The sequence below is a fragment of the Cedecea lapagei genome, assembly GCF_900635955.1.
GTDB lineage: Bacteria > Pseudomonadota > Gammaproteobacteria > Enterobacterales > Enterobacteriaceae > Cedecea > Cedecea lapagei.
In genome coordinates this window covers 2,929,668-2,943,069 of sequence record NZ_LR134201.1, presented here as the reverse complement: position 1 = coordinate 2,943,069, position 13,402 = coordinate 2,929,668, and the positions used below count along the sequence as shown (strand labels likewise).

At 57.1% G+C, this 13,402-nt stretch carries 13 protein-coding genes; 6 read left to right on the top strand and 7 right to left on the bottom strand.

Features of this window, described 5'->3' with window-relative positions:
* The first annotated feature begins 5 nt into the window (after positions 1-5).
* Positions 6-998: a FecCD family ABC transporter permease gene (locus EL098_RS14280; RefSeq protein ID WP_408609133.1), complete on the top strand. Its 993-nt coding sequence runs from the start codon at positions 6-8 to the stop codon at positions 996-998.
* 31 nt (positions 999-1,029) lie between these two features.
* On the top strand, positions 1,030-2,379 hold the full coding sequence (locus tag EL098_RS14275) for a dihydroorotase (protein WP_126356870.1): 1,350 nt from the start codon (positions 1,030-1,032) through the stop codon (positions 2,377-2,379).
* Here EL098_RS14275 and EL098_RS23220 read toward each other — a convergent pair.
* The 3 genes from EL098_RS23220 to EL098_RS14265 form a co-directional block, all read right to left on the bottom strand.
* The gene (locus EL098_RS23220) at positions 2,376-2,528 is read right to left on the bottom strand and encodes a hypothetical protein (protein ID WP_164716866.1); all 153 of its coding nucleotides are present in this window, start codon (positions 2,526-2,528) and stop codon (positions 2,376-2,378) included. The two genes, EL098_RS14275 and EL098_RS23220, sit on opposite strands and share 4 nt — an antisense overlap.
* A gap of 118 nt (positions 2,529-2,646) precedes the next feature.
* Complete coding sequence (locus EL098_RS14270) at positions 2,647-3,435, bottom strand: SDR family NAD(P)-dependent oxidoreductase (RefSeq protein ID WP_126356869.1); 789 nt, start codon at positions 3,433-3,435, stop codon at positions 2,647-2,649.
* A gap of 174 nt (positions 3,436-3,609) precedes the next feature.
* A complete protein-coding gene (locus tag EL098_RS14265) occupies positions 3,610-4,059 on the bottom strand; it encodes a winged helix-turn-helix transcriptional regulator (RefSeq protein WP_126358454.1) in 450 nt (149 codons plus the stop codon).
* A gap of 268 nt (positions 4,060-4,327) precedes the next feature.
* Here EL098_RS14265 and agp point away from each other — a divergent pair, with 268 nt between their 5' ends.
* The gene (gene agp, locus EL098_RS14260; protein WP_126356868.1) at positions 4,328-5,572 is read left to right on the top strand and encodes a bifunctional glucose-1-phosphatase/inositol phosphatase; all 1,245 of its coding nucleotides are present in this window, start codon (positions 4,328-4,330) and stop codon (positions 5,570-5,572) included.
* 35 nt (positions 5,573-5,607) lie between these two features.
* On the opposite strand, the gene EL098_RS14255 is transcribed toward agp, so the two are convergent.
* Positions 5,608-5,835 (bottom strand): YccJ family protein, encoded by a 228-nt coding sequence (locus tag EL098_RS14255; RefSeq protein ID WP_126356867.1) that lies wholly within the window; start codon positions 5,833-5,835, stop codon positions 5,608-5,610.
* 11 nt (positions 5,836-5,846) lie between these two features.
* The gene (wrbA, locus tag EL098_RS14250; protein ID WP_126356866.1) at positions 5,847-6,443 is read right to left on the bottom strand and encodes an NAD(P)H:quinone oxidoreductase; all 597 of its coding nucleotides are present in this window, start codon (positions 6,441-6,443) and stop codon (positions 5,847-5,849) included.
* 377 nt (positions 6,444-6,820) lie between these two features.
* Here wrbA and EL098_RS14245 point away from each other — a divergent pair, with 377 nt between their 5' ends.
* The 3 genes from EL098_RS14245 to rutR all read left to right on the top strand — a co-directional run bounded on the left by EL098_RS14245 (position 6,821) and on the right by rutR (position 8,766).
* The gene (locus tag EL098_RS14245; RefSeq protein ID WP_008455651.1) at positions 6,821-6,994 is read left to right on the top strand and encodes a con-10 family general stress protein; all 174 of its coding nucleotides are present in this window, start codon (positions 6,821-6,823) and stop codon (positions 6,992-6,994) included.
* A 153-nt stretch (positions 6,995-7,147) separates the two neighbouring features.
* On the top strand, positions 7,148-8,083 hold the full coding sequence (locus EL098_RS14240; RefSeq protein ID WP_126356865.1) for a DMT family transporter: 936 nt from the start codon (positions 7,148-7,150) through the stop codon (positions 8,081-8,083).
* A gap of 38 nt (positions 8,084-8,121) precedes the next feature.
* Entirely contained in the window at positions 8,122-8,766 is a 645-nt protein-coding gene (rutR, locus tag EL098_RS14235; protein ID WP_126356864.1) for an HTH-type transcriptional regulator RutR, read from the top strand.
* 6 nt (positions 8,767-8,772) lie between these two features.
* Here the strand turns inward: rutR and EL098_RS14230 are convergent, their stop codons facing one another.
* The gene (locus tag EL098_RS14230) at positions 8,773-9,165 is read right to left on the bottom strand and encodes a lysozyme inhibitor LprI family protein (RefSeq protein WP_126356863.1); all 393 of its coding nucleotides are present in this window, start codon (positions 9,163-9,165) and stop codon (positions 8,773-8,775) included.
* Between the two features lie 61 nt (positions 9,166-9,226).
* Positions 9,227-13,189 (bottom strand): trifunctional transcriptional regulator/proline dehydrogenase/L-glutamate gamma-semialdehyde dehydrogenase, encoded by a 3,963-nt coding sequence (gene putA, locus EL098_RS14225; RefSeq protein ID WP_126356862.1) that lies wholly within the window; start codon positions 13,187-13,189, stop codon positions 9,227-9,229.
* Positions 13,190-13,402: the final 213 nt, after the last annotated feature.

Below are 13,402 nucleotides of genomic sequence, written 5' to 3'. Positions count from 1 at the left end.
AGCTGATGGCCTCTCGTTATGGCCGGGCCGTCTGCCTGGCCGCGCTGATGATCATACTGTTTACGGCGCTTAGCCTGACGGAAGGCTCGGTTCGGCTGAGCCTGCACCAGGTTGCAGGCGCGCTGAAACCTACAGCGGCAGACGTTTCTCCGATGATTCGCGGCATTGTGCTGGATATCCGGCTACCAAGAACGCTGCTTGCTCTGATGACAGGGGCGGGGCTTGCCGTAGTAGGGGCTTTGCTGCAAACGGCCACGCGCAATGAGCTGGCGGACCCTTTTTTGTTCGGGCTCTCTTCCGGTGCTTCTGCGGGAGCCGTGCTGGTCTTTACCCGCTTTGGAGACTTTTTCGGTGCCTGGACTCTGCCGGTTGCCGCCTTTTGCGGCGGGCTTCTCTCCTCCGTCGCGGTGCTCTCTTTGTTCCAGCTTAAACGCGAGCGGGGAGCCGAAACGCTGATTATTTGCGGGCTGGCCATCTCCTTTTTATTCGGGGCGTTAACCAGCTACCTGATTTTTGCCGGCGACCAGCGCACGGCCAGCTCGGTGCTGTTCTGGTCGCTCGGCGGCCTGGGGCTGGCGCGCTGGGATAATCTGGGATTTGCGCTGGCCGGGCTTGTGCTGCTTGCCGCGTTTTGCCTGCTGAGGTGGCGCTCTCTCGACGGACTGCTGGCGGGCGATCGCACTGCATTTTCATTGGGCATTAACGTTAACCGCCTGCGCACCGAAATCTTCCTGTGCTGCGCCTTTTCCACCGCCATCTTCGTCGCCCTGACCGGCGTTATCGGCTTTGTAGGGCTGATGGTGCCGCATCTCTGCCGCCATTTTTCCGCCATAAAACACGCACGGCTGCTGCCGCTGTGCGCCCTCGCGGGGGCGAGTTTGCTGTGCGGTGGTGACATCGTCAGCCGGGTGCTGGTTGCGCCGCAGGAGCTGCCCATCGGCATTATTACCGCAGGCATTGGCGGGCTGTTTATTGTTGTGATGGTTGCCCGACGCTAGCGCAGCCTTTTTAAGCCGGAGAGAACGACTGATGAAACCCCTGTTACTGACCAACGCGCTGATTATCAATGAAGACAGGCGTCATCACGCCGATCTGCTGATTGTGAATGGCCGAATCGAAAAAATAGCCGCGACGATTTCGCCCCAGCAAACATGGTCTGTGCTGGATCTTAATGGGAAGTGGCTATTGCCGGGCATGATTGACGATCAGGTGCATTTTCGCGAGCCCGGATTGATGCATAAAGGCACGCTGGCCAGCGAGTCACGCGCGGCGGTGATGGGCGGGATCACCAGCTATATGGAGATGCCCAACGTTTCGCCACCTACCACCACGAGGCAGGCGCTACAGGACAAATTTCAGCGGGCTTCCGAGTGCTCGCTGGCGAACTACAGCTTCTATTTCGGCGCGACCAACGACAATCTGGAGGAGCTGAAGGCGCTTGCGACGGGGGCGGCCTGCGGCGTAAAAGTTTTTATGGGGGCGTCCACAGGCAACATGCTGGTGGATGATGAGCGGACTCTTGAGGCGATTTTTCAATATGCGCCGGGGCTTGTGGCCACGCACTGCGAAGATACGCCGACCATCAAACATAATGAGGCGCTCTGGCGCACGCGGTATGGCGTGCAGATCCCGGCAGAAGAACATGCGGCCATTCGCTCGGTTGAGGCCTGTTTACTTTCTTCATCCAGGGCGGTTGCGCTGGCTAAAAAGCATGGTACGCGGCTTCATGTACTGCACATCACTACCGCCGATGAACTGGCACTGTTCGAACCGGCGCCCACGCTCGCTGATTTACGCAGAAAAACCATCACCGCTGAAGCCTGTATTCACCATCTCTATTTTAATAAAGATGACTATGCGACGCTTGGCCACAGGCTGAAGTGTAATCCGTCGGTGAAGGGGGCTGAACATCAGCAGGCGCTTTGGCAGGCGGTGAGGGCGGGGGTGATTGATATTATTGCTACCGACCATGCTCCGCATCTGCTGGCGGAAAAGCAGAGCGATTATTTTGCCGCGCCATCAGGCCTGCCATTAGTGCAGCACGCGCTGCCCGCGCTTCTTGATCTGTGCGCCAGAGATATTTTTACTCCCGAACTTATCGTCAGAAAAACCAGTCATGCCGTAGCCGAGCGTTTTCAGATCAAGGATCGGGGCTATATTCGCGAAGGTTACTGGGCAGACCTGGCGGCGATAAACCCGTGGAAGCGAGCCAGCATTGACGGCAGCAATATTGCCTACAAGTGCGGCTGGTCGCCTTTTGAAGGACATTCATTATTGGGCGGCGTGGTCGAAAATACGTTCGTCAACGGCCGCCTTGTCTGGGATGGCGAGTCCGTTATGCAGGGCGTTTACGGTAGCGCTCTGGAGTTTAACCGCTAGCGTTTGCCGGGGGTGAGCAGATCTTCGATGTGGTGCATCAGCTCTGACATCTGGTGAAGGATGTTGGCGCTGTCCATAATGAGCGCTCCCCAGAGCACAATCAGCGCAGCCACCATGCCAGCGGCTGAATAGTAAAACAGTTTCATCACAGCATTATATTGACAGGAATTTGCCCCATTATAGCGAGACATCGCGTGCTGTCAGTATACGATCGGCGTTTTGTGCTGACATTCCGGGCAGATGCCGCCTGACATCTGCCCGGAAAGATTAACGAACGTAGCGCGGCGCTGGCTGGCTGACGCCTGCTGCGTCAAACATGGCCTGCGCGGTGGCCGCGTAAGTTTCCCACAGGGTAAGATCGTGCAGCGGTGGAATGGTCACCGCCTCGCCGCTGTCCAGCCCCACCAGGGCGGAATCCACCAAATCATCCACTTTCATTACCGTCCCTTCCGGCAGGGAGTCCACCGACACGCCGGCGCGGTCCCAAATTTCCGTTGCGGTAGCGGCGGGCAGCACGGCCTGAATGCGAATGCCGGTACCGGCGGTCTCTGCCTGCAGAACTTTAGTCAGGTTCAGAACATAGCCCTTTGTGCCGCTGTAGACCGCGCTTCCTACCCAGCTCTGAACCGCCAGAATCGAAGAGATATTAATCAGGGTGCCGCTGTTTTTGCTCTGGAAATTGATAAGCGCAGCGTGGCTCAGGCGAGTTAATGCCGTGATGTTCAGCGTAATAAGAGCCTGATGCTGCTCCGGGCTGGCTGCGGTGAACGGCGCACTGTGCGCGGTACCGGCGTTGTTAACCAGCACGCTGATGCGAGGATCCCGGAGTGCCTCTTCGACAGCGGCAATATCCTGTTCGTTAACCAGGTCTGCTTTTAGCGTGGTCACGGTTATGCCGTGTCGAGCCTCGAGTTTCGCGGCAAGATCGCGTAGACGATCCTCGCGGCGGGCGATCAGCAGTAAATCAAAACCTCTGGCAGCAAAACGGTCGGCATAAACCGCACCAATACCGGAGGACGCGCCGGTAATCACCGCGATGGAACGAAAGTTAGCCATAAAACACCTCACAGGGTAGAGAGTCATGTTAATTTGGTTTCATTATGAAACCATAGCGAGGAAGTTAAGGTTAATGGTTTTATTATGCAACTAATTTGAGGGCTGTTTTTTTGTTATGCGCAGGAATTGTTAAAGGGGAAATCAATAAGCACCTGAATAACCAGTGCTTATTTTTCAGGAGGAGTGGCGTGCCTGGGTGATGACTTCGTCCGGCTTTAGTTCATGACCGTCTTCGGCCTGCAGGATCAGCTTGCGAATGGGGCGATGCTGCTCACTGTCTACGAGTACGCTGTGCGTCTCACCTTTGGTATACAGGTTCTCACAACCCCATTGAGAAAGCGCGGCCAGCACGGTTTGCAGCGCACGGCCTTTTTCCGTCAGCACATACTCGTTCCAGGCGCTGCCGTCCGATGCCGGGCGAACGTCAAAAATGCCGTTATCCACGAGCTGTTTAAGGCGAACGGTCAGCATATTCCTGGCGATGCCGAGGTTTTTTTGGAATTCGCCGAAGCGAGACATCCCGTTCAGCGCATCGCGCACGATTAACAGCGACCACCAGTCGCCAATCACGTCCAGCGTGCGGGCAACCGAACAGACGCTGTCTTCAAGGCTTTTACGTTTCATCATTTCTCCTGCCGGGGTCTTCGGGGTCTAGTATAAAACTTTTTTGTCGAGCGCTGAGTGACAATTTCAGCGCCGGAGATAGCAGCGCATTTATCGACGAGGGTGGGTGACAACGCTGTGTGGATCTCTCCCGGCAGCGCTTTGAAGCACGGCTGAAACAACAAACGGAATAATAGGGCTTTTTGCGATCCGTCAGGCAGGTCGGCCGTTATTTTTCTGTCACAATATATTCTTCACATTTTGTTAATCATTTCCTGAGGAAGAAGTAATGAAGAAAAAAATGGTTGCCTCATTGCTTGCTGCCGCCTGTATTGCTCCGGGTATGGCGAAAGCGGACACCGTGCCGGACGGCTATCAGCTACAGCAGGTGCTGCTGATGAGCCGTCACAATCTGCGCGCGCCGCTGGCAAATAACGGCAGCGTGCTTGAGCAGTCTACCGCTCAGGCGTGGCCGGAGTGGGATGTGCCTAGCGGGCAGCTCACCACCAAAGGCGGCGTGCTGGAAGTGTATATGGGGCACTACATGCGTGAGTGGCTGGCGAGCCAGAATCTGGTGACCAGCGGTGAATGCCCGGCACCGGAGAGCGTTTATGCCTATGCCAACAGTCTTCAGCGCACCGTAGCCACCGCGCAGTTCTTCATCACTGGCGCATTCCCTGGCTGTGATGTGCCGGTGCACCATCAGGAAAAAATGGGCACCATGGACCCGGTGTTTAACCCGGTGATTACCGATACCTCTACGGAGTTTAAAGACAAAGCCGTGCAGGCGATGGAAAAACAGCGCACCGAATATAAGCTGGCCGACAGCTACAAACTGCTGGAGCAGATCGTCGGCTATAAAAACTCGCCAAGCTGTAAAGAGAAGCAGCTGTGTGACCTGGCCGGGCCTAAGGATGCGTTTAGCGCCAATGCCACTCAGGAGCCGGGCGTGAACGGGTCGTTGAAGGTGGGTAATGCCCTGGTGGATGCTTTCACTCTGCAATACTACGAGGGCTTCCCTATGGATCAGGTTGCATGGGGAAAAATCAAAACCGCGGAACAGTGGCGCGTGCTTTCGCAGCTAAAAAACAGCTACCAGGACACCCTGTTCACATCCCCAGAAGTGGCCCGTAACGTAGCGGCACCGCTGGTGAAGTACATTCAGGGCGCGTTAACGTCAAAAGAGGCTGCTTCAGGGCCGAAAGTGACGCTGATGGTAGGGCATGACTCTAATATCGCCTCGCTGCTGACCGCGCTACAGTTCAAGCCTTATCAGCTGCCAGGGCAGTACGAACGCACGCCGATTGGCGGTAATATCCTCTTCCAGCGCTGGCACGATAAGAGCAACAACCGTGATTTGCTGAAAGTGGAGTATGTTTATCAGAGCGCCGAACAGCTGCGTAACGGCGATGTTTTAACCCTCAAGCACCCGCCTCAGCGCGTGACGCTGCAGCTGGAAGGCTGCCCGACGGACGCCAATGGCTACTGCTCATGGGATAAATTTAGCGAAGTGCTGAATCAGGCCGTGAAGTAAGAGAGGGCTGCCCCTGGAAGGGGGCAGCGTAAAGATTAAACGTTCTTGCGCTCGATGGTCTGCTCGCCCCAGAAGAGCGAGTCCTGATCCGTTTTAGCAAAGGCCAGCGGCAGAACCTCATCGCTCCCTTCTTGCCAAATTTTTTCGGCCAGCTTTTCGTCGTACTTTGCCAGCTCAAAAATAGCTTCTGCAATTTCTGGTGAGGTGTTACGAAGGCTGGCCCATTCGCCAACGTGGTGGGCTTTTGCTTGCGTCGTTGTCATCTCTCCTCCCGTTAACCTTTGAGTTTTACCGCCAGGCCTGCGACGTGCTCCCCCTGATAGCGGGCTATCGCCAGCTCTTGCTGGCTTGGCTGACGTGAACCGTCGCCGCCGGCAATGGTTGTGGCACCGTAAGGCGTACCGCCGCGCACCTGCGAGACATCAAACAGCTCCTGCGCCGCGTAGCCGATAGGAACGATCACCATGCCATGGTGAGCAAGCGTGGTCCAGGTGGAGGTGATAGTTTGCTCCTGGCCGCCGCCGGTGCCGGTTGAGCTGAATACGCTGCCCAGTTTTCCATAGAGCGCGCCGGAAGCCCACAGGCCGCCCGTCTGATCGAGGAAGGTCCGCATTTGACCTGCCATATTGCCAAAGCGGGTCGGGGTACCAAAGATAATGGCGTCGTAATCGGCCAGCTCCTGCGGCGTGGCGACCGGCGCGGTGTGGGTTTTGCCGCCGGCTTTAGAGAAGGCTTCCGGAGACATGGTTTCGGGAACGCGCTTTATCGTCACTTCCGCACCATCGACTTTTTGTGCACCTTCCACCACGGCCTTGGCCATAGTTTCGATGTGTCCATACATTGAATAATAAAGCACAAGTACTTTAGCCATCTTGCATCACTCCTCAGTTGAACTGCAGTTTTGCTGCACTCCTTTAAAGATATGACCTCTGGCGCAGAGTGCAAACCTGAGCCTCCTTTTCTTGATACATCACAAACGCAGGCGGAATAATCATCCTGTAGCATTATTTAACATTTTACTGGCTATTTTTTGACCAGAAATAAGAGGGCCTTATAATGACTGGCCTGCGGTAGATGAAGATAAGGCTGCCGGCATGTTTCTGGATGTTTCTTATCGGCGGATGAAGGGCGTCGATGCACTAAGCTTAGTTCCACGCGGTAAAGTTGACGGCAGGCCCGTCTCACCGCGCAATGAAAGACTTCTCTTTTATTGAATGCAATATGATGTCCTATATCCGGAGGTTAGAAATGGCAAACCATCGTGGTGGTTCAGGTAATTTCGCTGAAGACCGTGAAAGAGCATCAGAAGCAGGTCGTAAAGGTGGCCAGCACAGCGGCGGGAACTTTAAAAACGATCCGCAGCGAGCCTCAGAGGCTGGTCAGAAAGGGGGTAAAAACAGCCACGGTAGCAAGAATAAATAGCCGTGGAACGTGAAGTGCGCGACGGGGTTACCCCTGGTCGCCAGTGCCCCAGCCGCCGGTTTTCCGGCGGTTTTTTATTTTCCCATTGCAACAAAATATGACTGGAAGCACTATAGAATATCGATTTTGACTCTGATCTATTCTGGTCCTCTTATGCCCGCGCCATTTAGCCGTTATAAATTCTCCGTCAAGCCGCAGGAAGCGCTGCTTATCCTGATCACTATGTTCTGGGGCGGTACCTTCCTGGCCGTGCAGTACGCCATGACGATGAGCGATCCCTTTTTCTTCGTTGGCCTGCGCTTTGCCACAGCCGCTGTTGCTGTCGGGCTGCTGTCGCTAAAATCTCTGCGCGGGTTAACCTGGCTCGAAATCAAAGCCGGGGTAATGATTGGCGTGGCGATCGCCATCGGCTACAGCATGCAGACCTGGGGCCTTCAGACCATCCCCAGCAGTAAATCCGCTTTTATCACCGCGATGTACGTTCCCGTGGTGCCGCTGCTTCAGTGGATTTGCCTCGGACGCATGCCGGGCCTGATGTCGTGGATTGGCGTTGCGCTGGCGTTTGTTGGCCTGATTTTTCTTGCCGGGCCTGAGGGCACCAGCCTGTCGATGGGCGCAGGGGAAATTATCACGCTCATTGGCGCGGTGGCGATTGCCGCAGAGATAATCCTGATTAGCGCCTGGGCGGGGAAAGTGGACATCAAGCGTGTCACCGTGGTGCAGCTGGCGACAGCTTCACTGGTGTCGTTTGTGGCGATGGTGCCCGCCGGGGAAAGCGTGCCGCAATTCAGCACCGGACTGGTGGTGATTGCCCTGGGCCTGGGGATTTTCAGCGCCATTATTCAGGTGACGATGAACTGGGCGCAGCGCAGCGTGTCGCCAACCCGCGCGACGGTGATTTATACCGGTGAGCCCGTTTGGGCGGGGATCTTTGGCCGTATGGCGGGGGAGCGGCTGCCCGTGCTGGCGCTGTTGGGCGGGGCATTGATTGTGCTCGGCGTGCTGGTTAGCGAGCTGAAGCTCAAGCGCAAGAAAGCAGCGAACGAAGAGCGCGACTGGCAGGAAGATACCGAAGGCGAGGGCGTCTGAGCTATAATTCATGCCAGCGATCAACAAGGAGAGCTCGCATGGCTGATGCCGCAACTGACAGTAAAATCCCTGGACGCCGCTCCAAAGCCGTAGCGGCCAAAAAAGAGGCCATCCTTGCCTCGGCGCTGGAATTCTTTTCTCAATTCGGCATTCACGGCACCAGTCTTGAGCAGGTTGCCGAGCGGGCCGAGGTCTCGAAGACTAACCTGCTTTATTACTATCCCTCCAAAGAAGCGCTCTACATTGCGGTGCTGAAGCAGATCCTCGACATCTGGCTTGCGCCGCTGCGTGCCTTTCGGGAGGATCAGCAGCCGCTGGTGGCGATTGGAGAATATATTCGGCTCAAGCTGGAGGTTTCGCGCGATTATCCGCAGGCTTCTAAGCTCTTTTGTCTGGAGATGCTGCAGGGGGCGCCGCTGCTTAAAGGCGAGCTGACGGGTGACCTGAAGGCGCTGGTCGACGATAAATCTGCGATCGTTGCCGGCTGGATTGCCGGCGGCAAGCTTGCCGCCGTTGACCCGCACCACCTGATTTTTATGCTCTGGGCAACCACTCAACATTACGCGGACTTTGCCAGCCAGGTTGAGGCCGTTACCGGCAGCACGCTGCAGGATGAGGCGTTTTTCCGCCGCACGGTGGAAAACGTGCAGCGGATGATTATCGAGGGGATCCGGGTTCGTTAATCACGCCTACTTAGGGGGCAAGACGCAGCTGACGTCACCCTCTTCGCACTCCAGCGTCCCTTTCAGGAGCTCGGTACGTTCAAGCGTTTTATCCGCCAGGCAGTTCGCGCGCACCATCGGATAGACCGAGCCCTGTTCTGCGCCAGAGCTCATAAAGTCACAGTCCGCATCGCGAAAAGCAATCCACGCGTTCTGCGCTTTTTTAAGCTGCTCTTTTTGCTTGTCGGTTGCCCGGGACATGACTTCTTTATAGGTTTTATTTAACCGTTCGTCCTGCTTTTTGTACTCTGCGGCATAACACTGATTCATATCGGCCTGGGTGGCGGCGGAATCACAGCCACCGGCCATTACGGATCCGCTCAGCAGCAGCCCGCCAACAAGCAAACACACGCGTTTCATTCTGGTGTCCTCACATAAAAAAAGGGCTCTCAGATGAGAGCCCCTGTAGCGTAGCGAACTGTTAGCCGATTGTCATCAGGCTGGCATTGCCGCCTGCTGCAGCGGTGTTCACGCTCAGCGAACGTTCCACATAGAGACGTTCAAGCAGGATGTTGCTTTCGCCGCGGGCAAAGCCCTGAACGGAAACAATCGCGCCCGTACGGCCCGCTACGGCTTCGCAGAGCTTGCGCAGCTGATCTGAATCGCCGTGGTAAATTACCGCGTCGAACGGCTGTTTCAGCAGCTCTTCCTGCTTCGCAAAATCAACCAGCTGCTGCACGGCTTTTGGCAGCTGCTTCGCCAGCTCGCGGTGGAGGCTGTCATCCGCCCAAAGCGCGCGGCTGCCGACGCTGGTAACCGCAGCAAGCTGCACTAACGCATCGCCTTCATTATCTGCAACGCAGAGAATACGTTCACGCGGCAGCAGAGCGTAAGTGTTACGTTCACCCGTCGGGCCCGGCAGCACGCGCAGCGTACCGCTTTGCGCCAGCTCGCCAAACTGTTGGCAAACGGCTTTCAGTGCTTCGCGGTTGGAGGCCCACTCGCTCAGCGCCTGGTGGGCAACCTGCAGAACGCTCTTCAGGGAAGCATCCACCGGAGTTTCCGCATCGTGTCGGTTGAAGGTGGTTTGCAGCGCATTTTCCGGGCGGTTAGCCAGTAAACGATACAGGTAAAGCGGTCCGCCGGCTTTTGGACCCGTGCCGGACAGACCTTCACCGCCAAACGGTTGAACGCCGACAACGGCACCGACCATATTGCGGTTAACGTACATGTTGCCGACGTGCGCAGAGCCGGTCACCTGGGCAATCGTCTCGTCGATACGGGTATGCACGCCGAGCGTCAGGCCATAGCCTGCCGCGTTGATCTGCTTAATTAAGGCTTCAAGATTGTTGCGGTTGTAGCGCACGACGTGCAGCACCGGGCCAAACACCTCTTTTTTCATCTCGTCGAAGCTTTCCAGCTCGATAAGCGTCGGCGCGACAAAGGTGCCGGACTGCCATTCGCGCGCGTCCACGCTGTTTTCACGTGCGGCCTGGAACACGGTGCGCCCTTTAGCGCGCATCGCCTGGATGTGCTTCTCGATATTTTGCTGCGCTTCGGCGTCGATAACGGGCCCGATGTCGGTGGTCAGGCGGCCTGGGTTGCCCATGCGGCATTCCGCCATCGCACCCCGGAGCATTTGCAGCGTGTGGTCGGCCACGTCTTCCTGCAGGCACAGCACGCGCAGGGCAGAGCAGCGCTGGCCTGCGCTGTCGAAGGCTGAAGAAACTACATCCACAACAACCTGTTCGGTTAGCGCGGAGGAGTCGACGATCATCGCGTTAAGGCCGCCGGTTTCCGCAATCAGCGGCGTTGGGCGACCCTGCGGATCAAGGCGGTCGGCAATATTGCGCTGCAGCAGAGAGGCCACTTCGGTTGAACCGGTGAACATCACGCCGCGCACGCGTGGGTCGCCCGTTAGCTGCGCACCGACGGTTTCACCGCGGCCAGGCAACAACTGCAGCACGCCCGCAGGTACGCCAGCTTCAAGCAGAATCGCAACGCCCTGAGCGGCGATCAGCGGCGTTTGTTCCGCAGGTTTCGCCAGCACGCTGTTACCGGCGGCAAGCGCGGCGGCAATCTGGCCGGTGAAGATAGCCAGCGGGAAGTTCCACGGGCTGATACAGACAACAGGGCCGAGAGGGCGGTGAGTTTCATTGTCGAAGTCGTCACGTACCTGGCCCGCGTAATAGTGCAGGAAGTCCACGGCCTCACGAACTTCGGCGATGGCATTGCTGAAGGTTTTACCTGCTTCGCGGACCAGAATGCCGATCAGCTGCTGCATGCGGCTTTCCATCATCACGGCAGCGCGCTCAAGAATAGCGGCACGCTCCTGCGGCGGAGTGGCAAACCAGATTGGCGCGTGATTGACGGCATTTTCGAGCGCCAGGGAAACCTCTTCGCTCGTGGTTTCGCGGGTATAGCCCACAATATCTGTCGGTTCAGCCGGGTTTTTTACCGGCGTGAGTTCGCCTTCGACAACCGGCTGCTCGAGTACCGGCGTGGCCTGCCATTTTTGCGCGGCGCTGTTCAGCAGGGCGGAGGAGAGCGAAGCCAGGCGGTGCTCGTTAGCCAGGTCCAGGCCGCTGGAGTTGCTGCGCTCTGTACCGTACAGCGCTTTCGGCAGGGCGATTTTAGGATGCGGGAGCCCAGGCTGACCTTCTTTGGCGGCCATGGCTTCAACTGCGCTTACCGGGTCGGCAACCAGTTCGTCCAGCGGCAGGGTTGCGTCGGCGATGCGGTTGACAAACGAAGTGTTCGCGCCGTTTTCCAGCAGGCGGCGTACCAGGTAAGCCAGCAGGGTTTCATGGGTACCCACCGGCGCGTAGATGCGGCAAGGGCGGTTCAGTTTGCCGTCGGCTACTTTCCCAACCACCTGCTCATAAAGCGGCTCGCCCATGCCGTGCAGGCACTGGAATTCGTACTGGCCAGGGTAATAGTTCTGCCCGGCAAGGTTATAAATAGCCGCCAGGGTGTGGGCGTTATGGGTAGCAAACTGCGGGTAGATCAGGTTTGGAACGGCCAGCAGCTTTTTGGCACACGCCAGGTAAGAGATGTCGGTATACACCTTGCGGGTATAAACCGGATAACCTTCCAGGCCGTCAACCTGGGCGCGTTTGATTTCGCTGTCCCAGTAAGCGCCTTTCACCAGACGGATCATCAGGCGACGGCGGCTGCGGGTTGCCAGGTCGACCAGATAATCAATCACAAACGGGCAGCGCTTCTGGTAGGCCTGAATAACAAAGCCGATACCGTTCCAGCCCGCCAGTTCAGGTTCAAAACAGAGTTTTTCCAGCAGATCGAGGGAGATCTCCAGGCGATCGGCCTCTTCGGCGTCAATATTAATGCCGACGTCATACTGGCGCGCCAGCAGCGTCAGGGACTTCAGGCGCGGGTAAAGCTCTTCCATTACGCGGTCGTACTGCGCACGGCTGTAGCGCGGGTGCAGGGCAGAAAGCTTAATGGAAATGCCCGGGCCTTCATAGATGCCGCGTCCGTTGGACGCTTTACCGATGGCGTGAATCGCCTGCTGGTAGGAGACCATATAAGCCTGCGCATCGGCAGCGGTTAATGCGGCTTCACCCAGCATATCGTAGGAGTAGCGGAAACCTTTCTCTTCGAGCTTGCGCGCGTTAGCCAGCGCTTCGGCGATGGTCTCCCCGGTCACAAACTGCTCGCCCATCAGGCGCATCGCCATATCCACGCCTTTACGCACCAGCGGCTCGCCGCTTTTGCTGATAATGCGGTTCAGGGAACGAGACAGGCTGGCTTCGTTGTGGGTGGAAACCAGGCGGCCGGTAAACAGCAGCCCCCAGGTCGCGGCGTTCACGAACAGCGACGGGCTGCGGCCGATGTGTGACTGCCAGTTACCGTTGCTGATTTTGTCGCGGATCAGCGCGTCGCGGGTCGCTTTATCCGGGATACGCAGCAGCGCTTCCGCGAGACACATCAGCGCCACGCCCTCCTGAGAGGAGAGGGAGAACTCCTGCAGCAGGCTTTGCACCATGCCCGCGCGGCCAGAGGCGGTTTTCTGATTACGCAGCTTGTCGGCCAGCTGGTAAGCCAGCTTTTGCGTCTGTTCGGCGATGGCCGGCGCCAGGCGAGCCTGCTCAAGGATCATCGGGACTGCGTCAGTTTCAGGGCGGCGCCACGCGGCGGTGATCGCGGCCCGGCTGACGGACTGCGGCAGGATTTGTTCGGCAAAGTCGAGGAACGGCTGCGCCACCTCCTCCGTCTGCACCGGTGACTCGTCACTCTCATTGGCCGCACCGGCCAGCAGGGCAGGCAGCTCAGGCAGTTCGTCGCTGCTCTCAAGCCGCTCAAGGTAATTAAAGATAGCCTGCTTAATCAGCCAGTGTGGGGTGCGGTCAATACGTGAGGCGGCCTCTTTAATACGGTCTCGCGTCGCTTCATCCAGTTTTACGCCCATCGTGGTGGTGCCCATACGACAGTCTCCAGGTTAATTATTATTGGGGGGTGTGCCTTGTTAGCCAGCAATATCTATGAAGTTGCAACTTTGTGCAACCTTGTTAAATCGAAGCCGCTATGACATTCGCAAAAATGCTTAATTGTTACATTCAAGATAAGAAAACCATCTGACCATCGGTAAGCGAAACGGTGCATTTACCGACATACTTAACACTTTTAGCAGGTGCAA

Excerpts from the sequence above, each read along its gene's own strand:
- EL098_RS14240 (WP_126356865.1), top strand. The coding sequence starts at position 7,148 with ATGCCCGCGCCATTTAGCCGTTATAAATTCTCCGTCAAGCCGCAGGAA.
- rutR (WP_126356864.1), top strand. The coding sequence starts at position 8,122 with ATGGCTGATGCCGCAACTGACAGTAAAATCCCTGGACGCCGCTCCAAA.
- EL098_RS14265 (WP_126358454.1), bottom strand. The coding sequence starts at position 4,059 with ATGAAACGTAAAAGCCTTGAAGACAGCGTCTGTTCGGTTGCCCGCACG.
- EL098_RS14280 (WP_408609133.1), top strand. The coding sequence starts at position 6 with ATGGCCTCTCGTTATGGCCGGGCCGTCTGCCTGGCCGCGCTGATGATC.
- wrbA (WP_126356866.1), bottom strand. The coding sequence starts at position 6,443 with ATGGCTAAAGTACTTGTGCTTTATTATTCAATGTATGGACACATCGAA.
- EL098_RS14255 (WP_126356867.1), bottom strand. The coding sequence starts at position 5,835 with ATGACAACGACGCAAGCAAAAGCCCACCACGTTGGCGAATGGGCCAGC.
- EL098_RS14230 (WP_126356863.1), bottom strand. The coding sequence starts at position 9,165 with ATGAAACGCGTGTGTTTGCTTGTTGGCGGGCTGCTGCTGAGCGGATCC.
- EL098_RS14245 (WP_008455651.1), top strand. The coding sequence starts at position 6,821 with ATGGCAAACCATCGTGGTGGTTCAGGTAATTTCGCTGAAGACCGTGAA.
- EL098_RS14275 (WP_126356870.1), top strand. The coding sequence starts at position 1,030 with ATGAAACCCCTGTTACTGACCAACGCGCTGATTATCAATGAAGACAGG.
- agp (WP_126356868.1), top strand. The coding sequence starts at position 4,328 with ATGAAGAAAAAAATGGTTGCCTCATTGCTTGCTGCCGCCTGTATTGCT.
- EL098_RS14270 (WP_126356869.1), bottom strand. The coding sequence starts at position 3,435 with ATGGCTAACTTTCGTTCCATCGCGGTGATTACCGGCGCGTCCTCCGGT.
- putA (WP_126356862.1), bottom strand. The coding sequence starts at position 13,189 with ATGGGCACCACCACGATGGGCGTAAAACTGGATGAAGCGACGCGAGAC.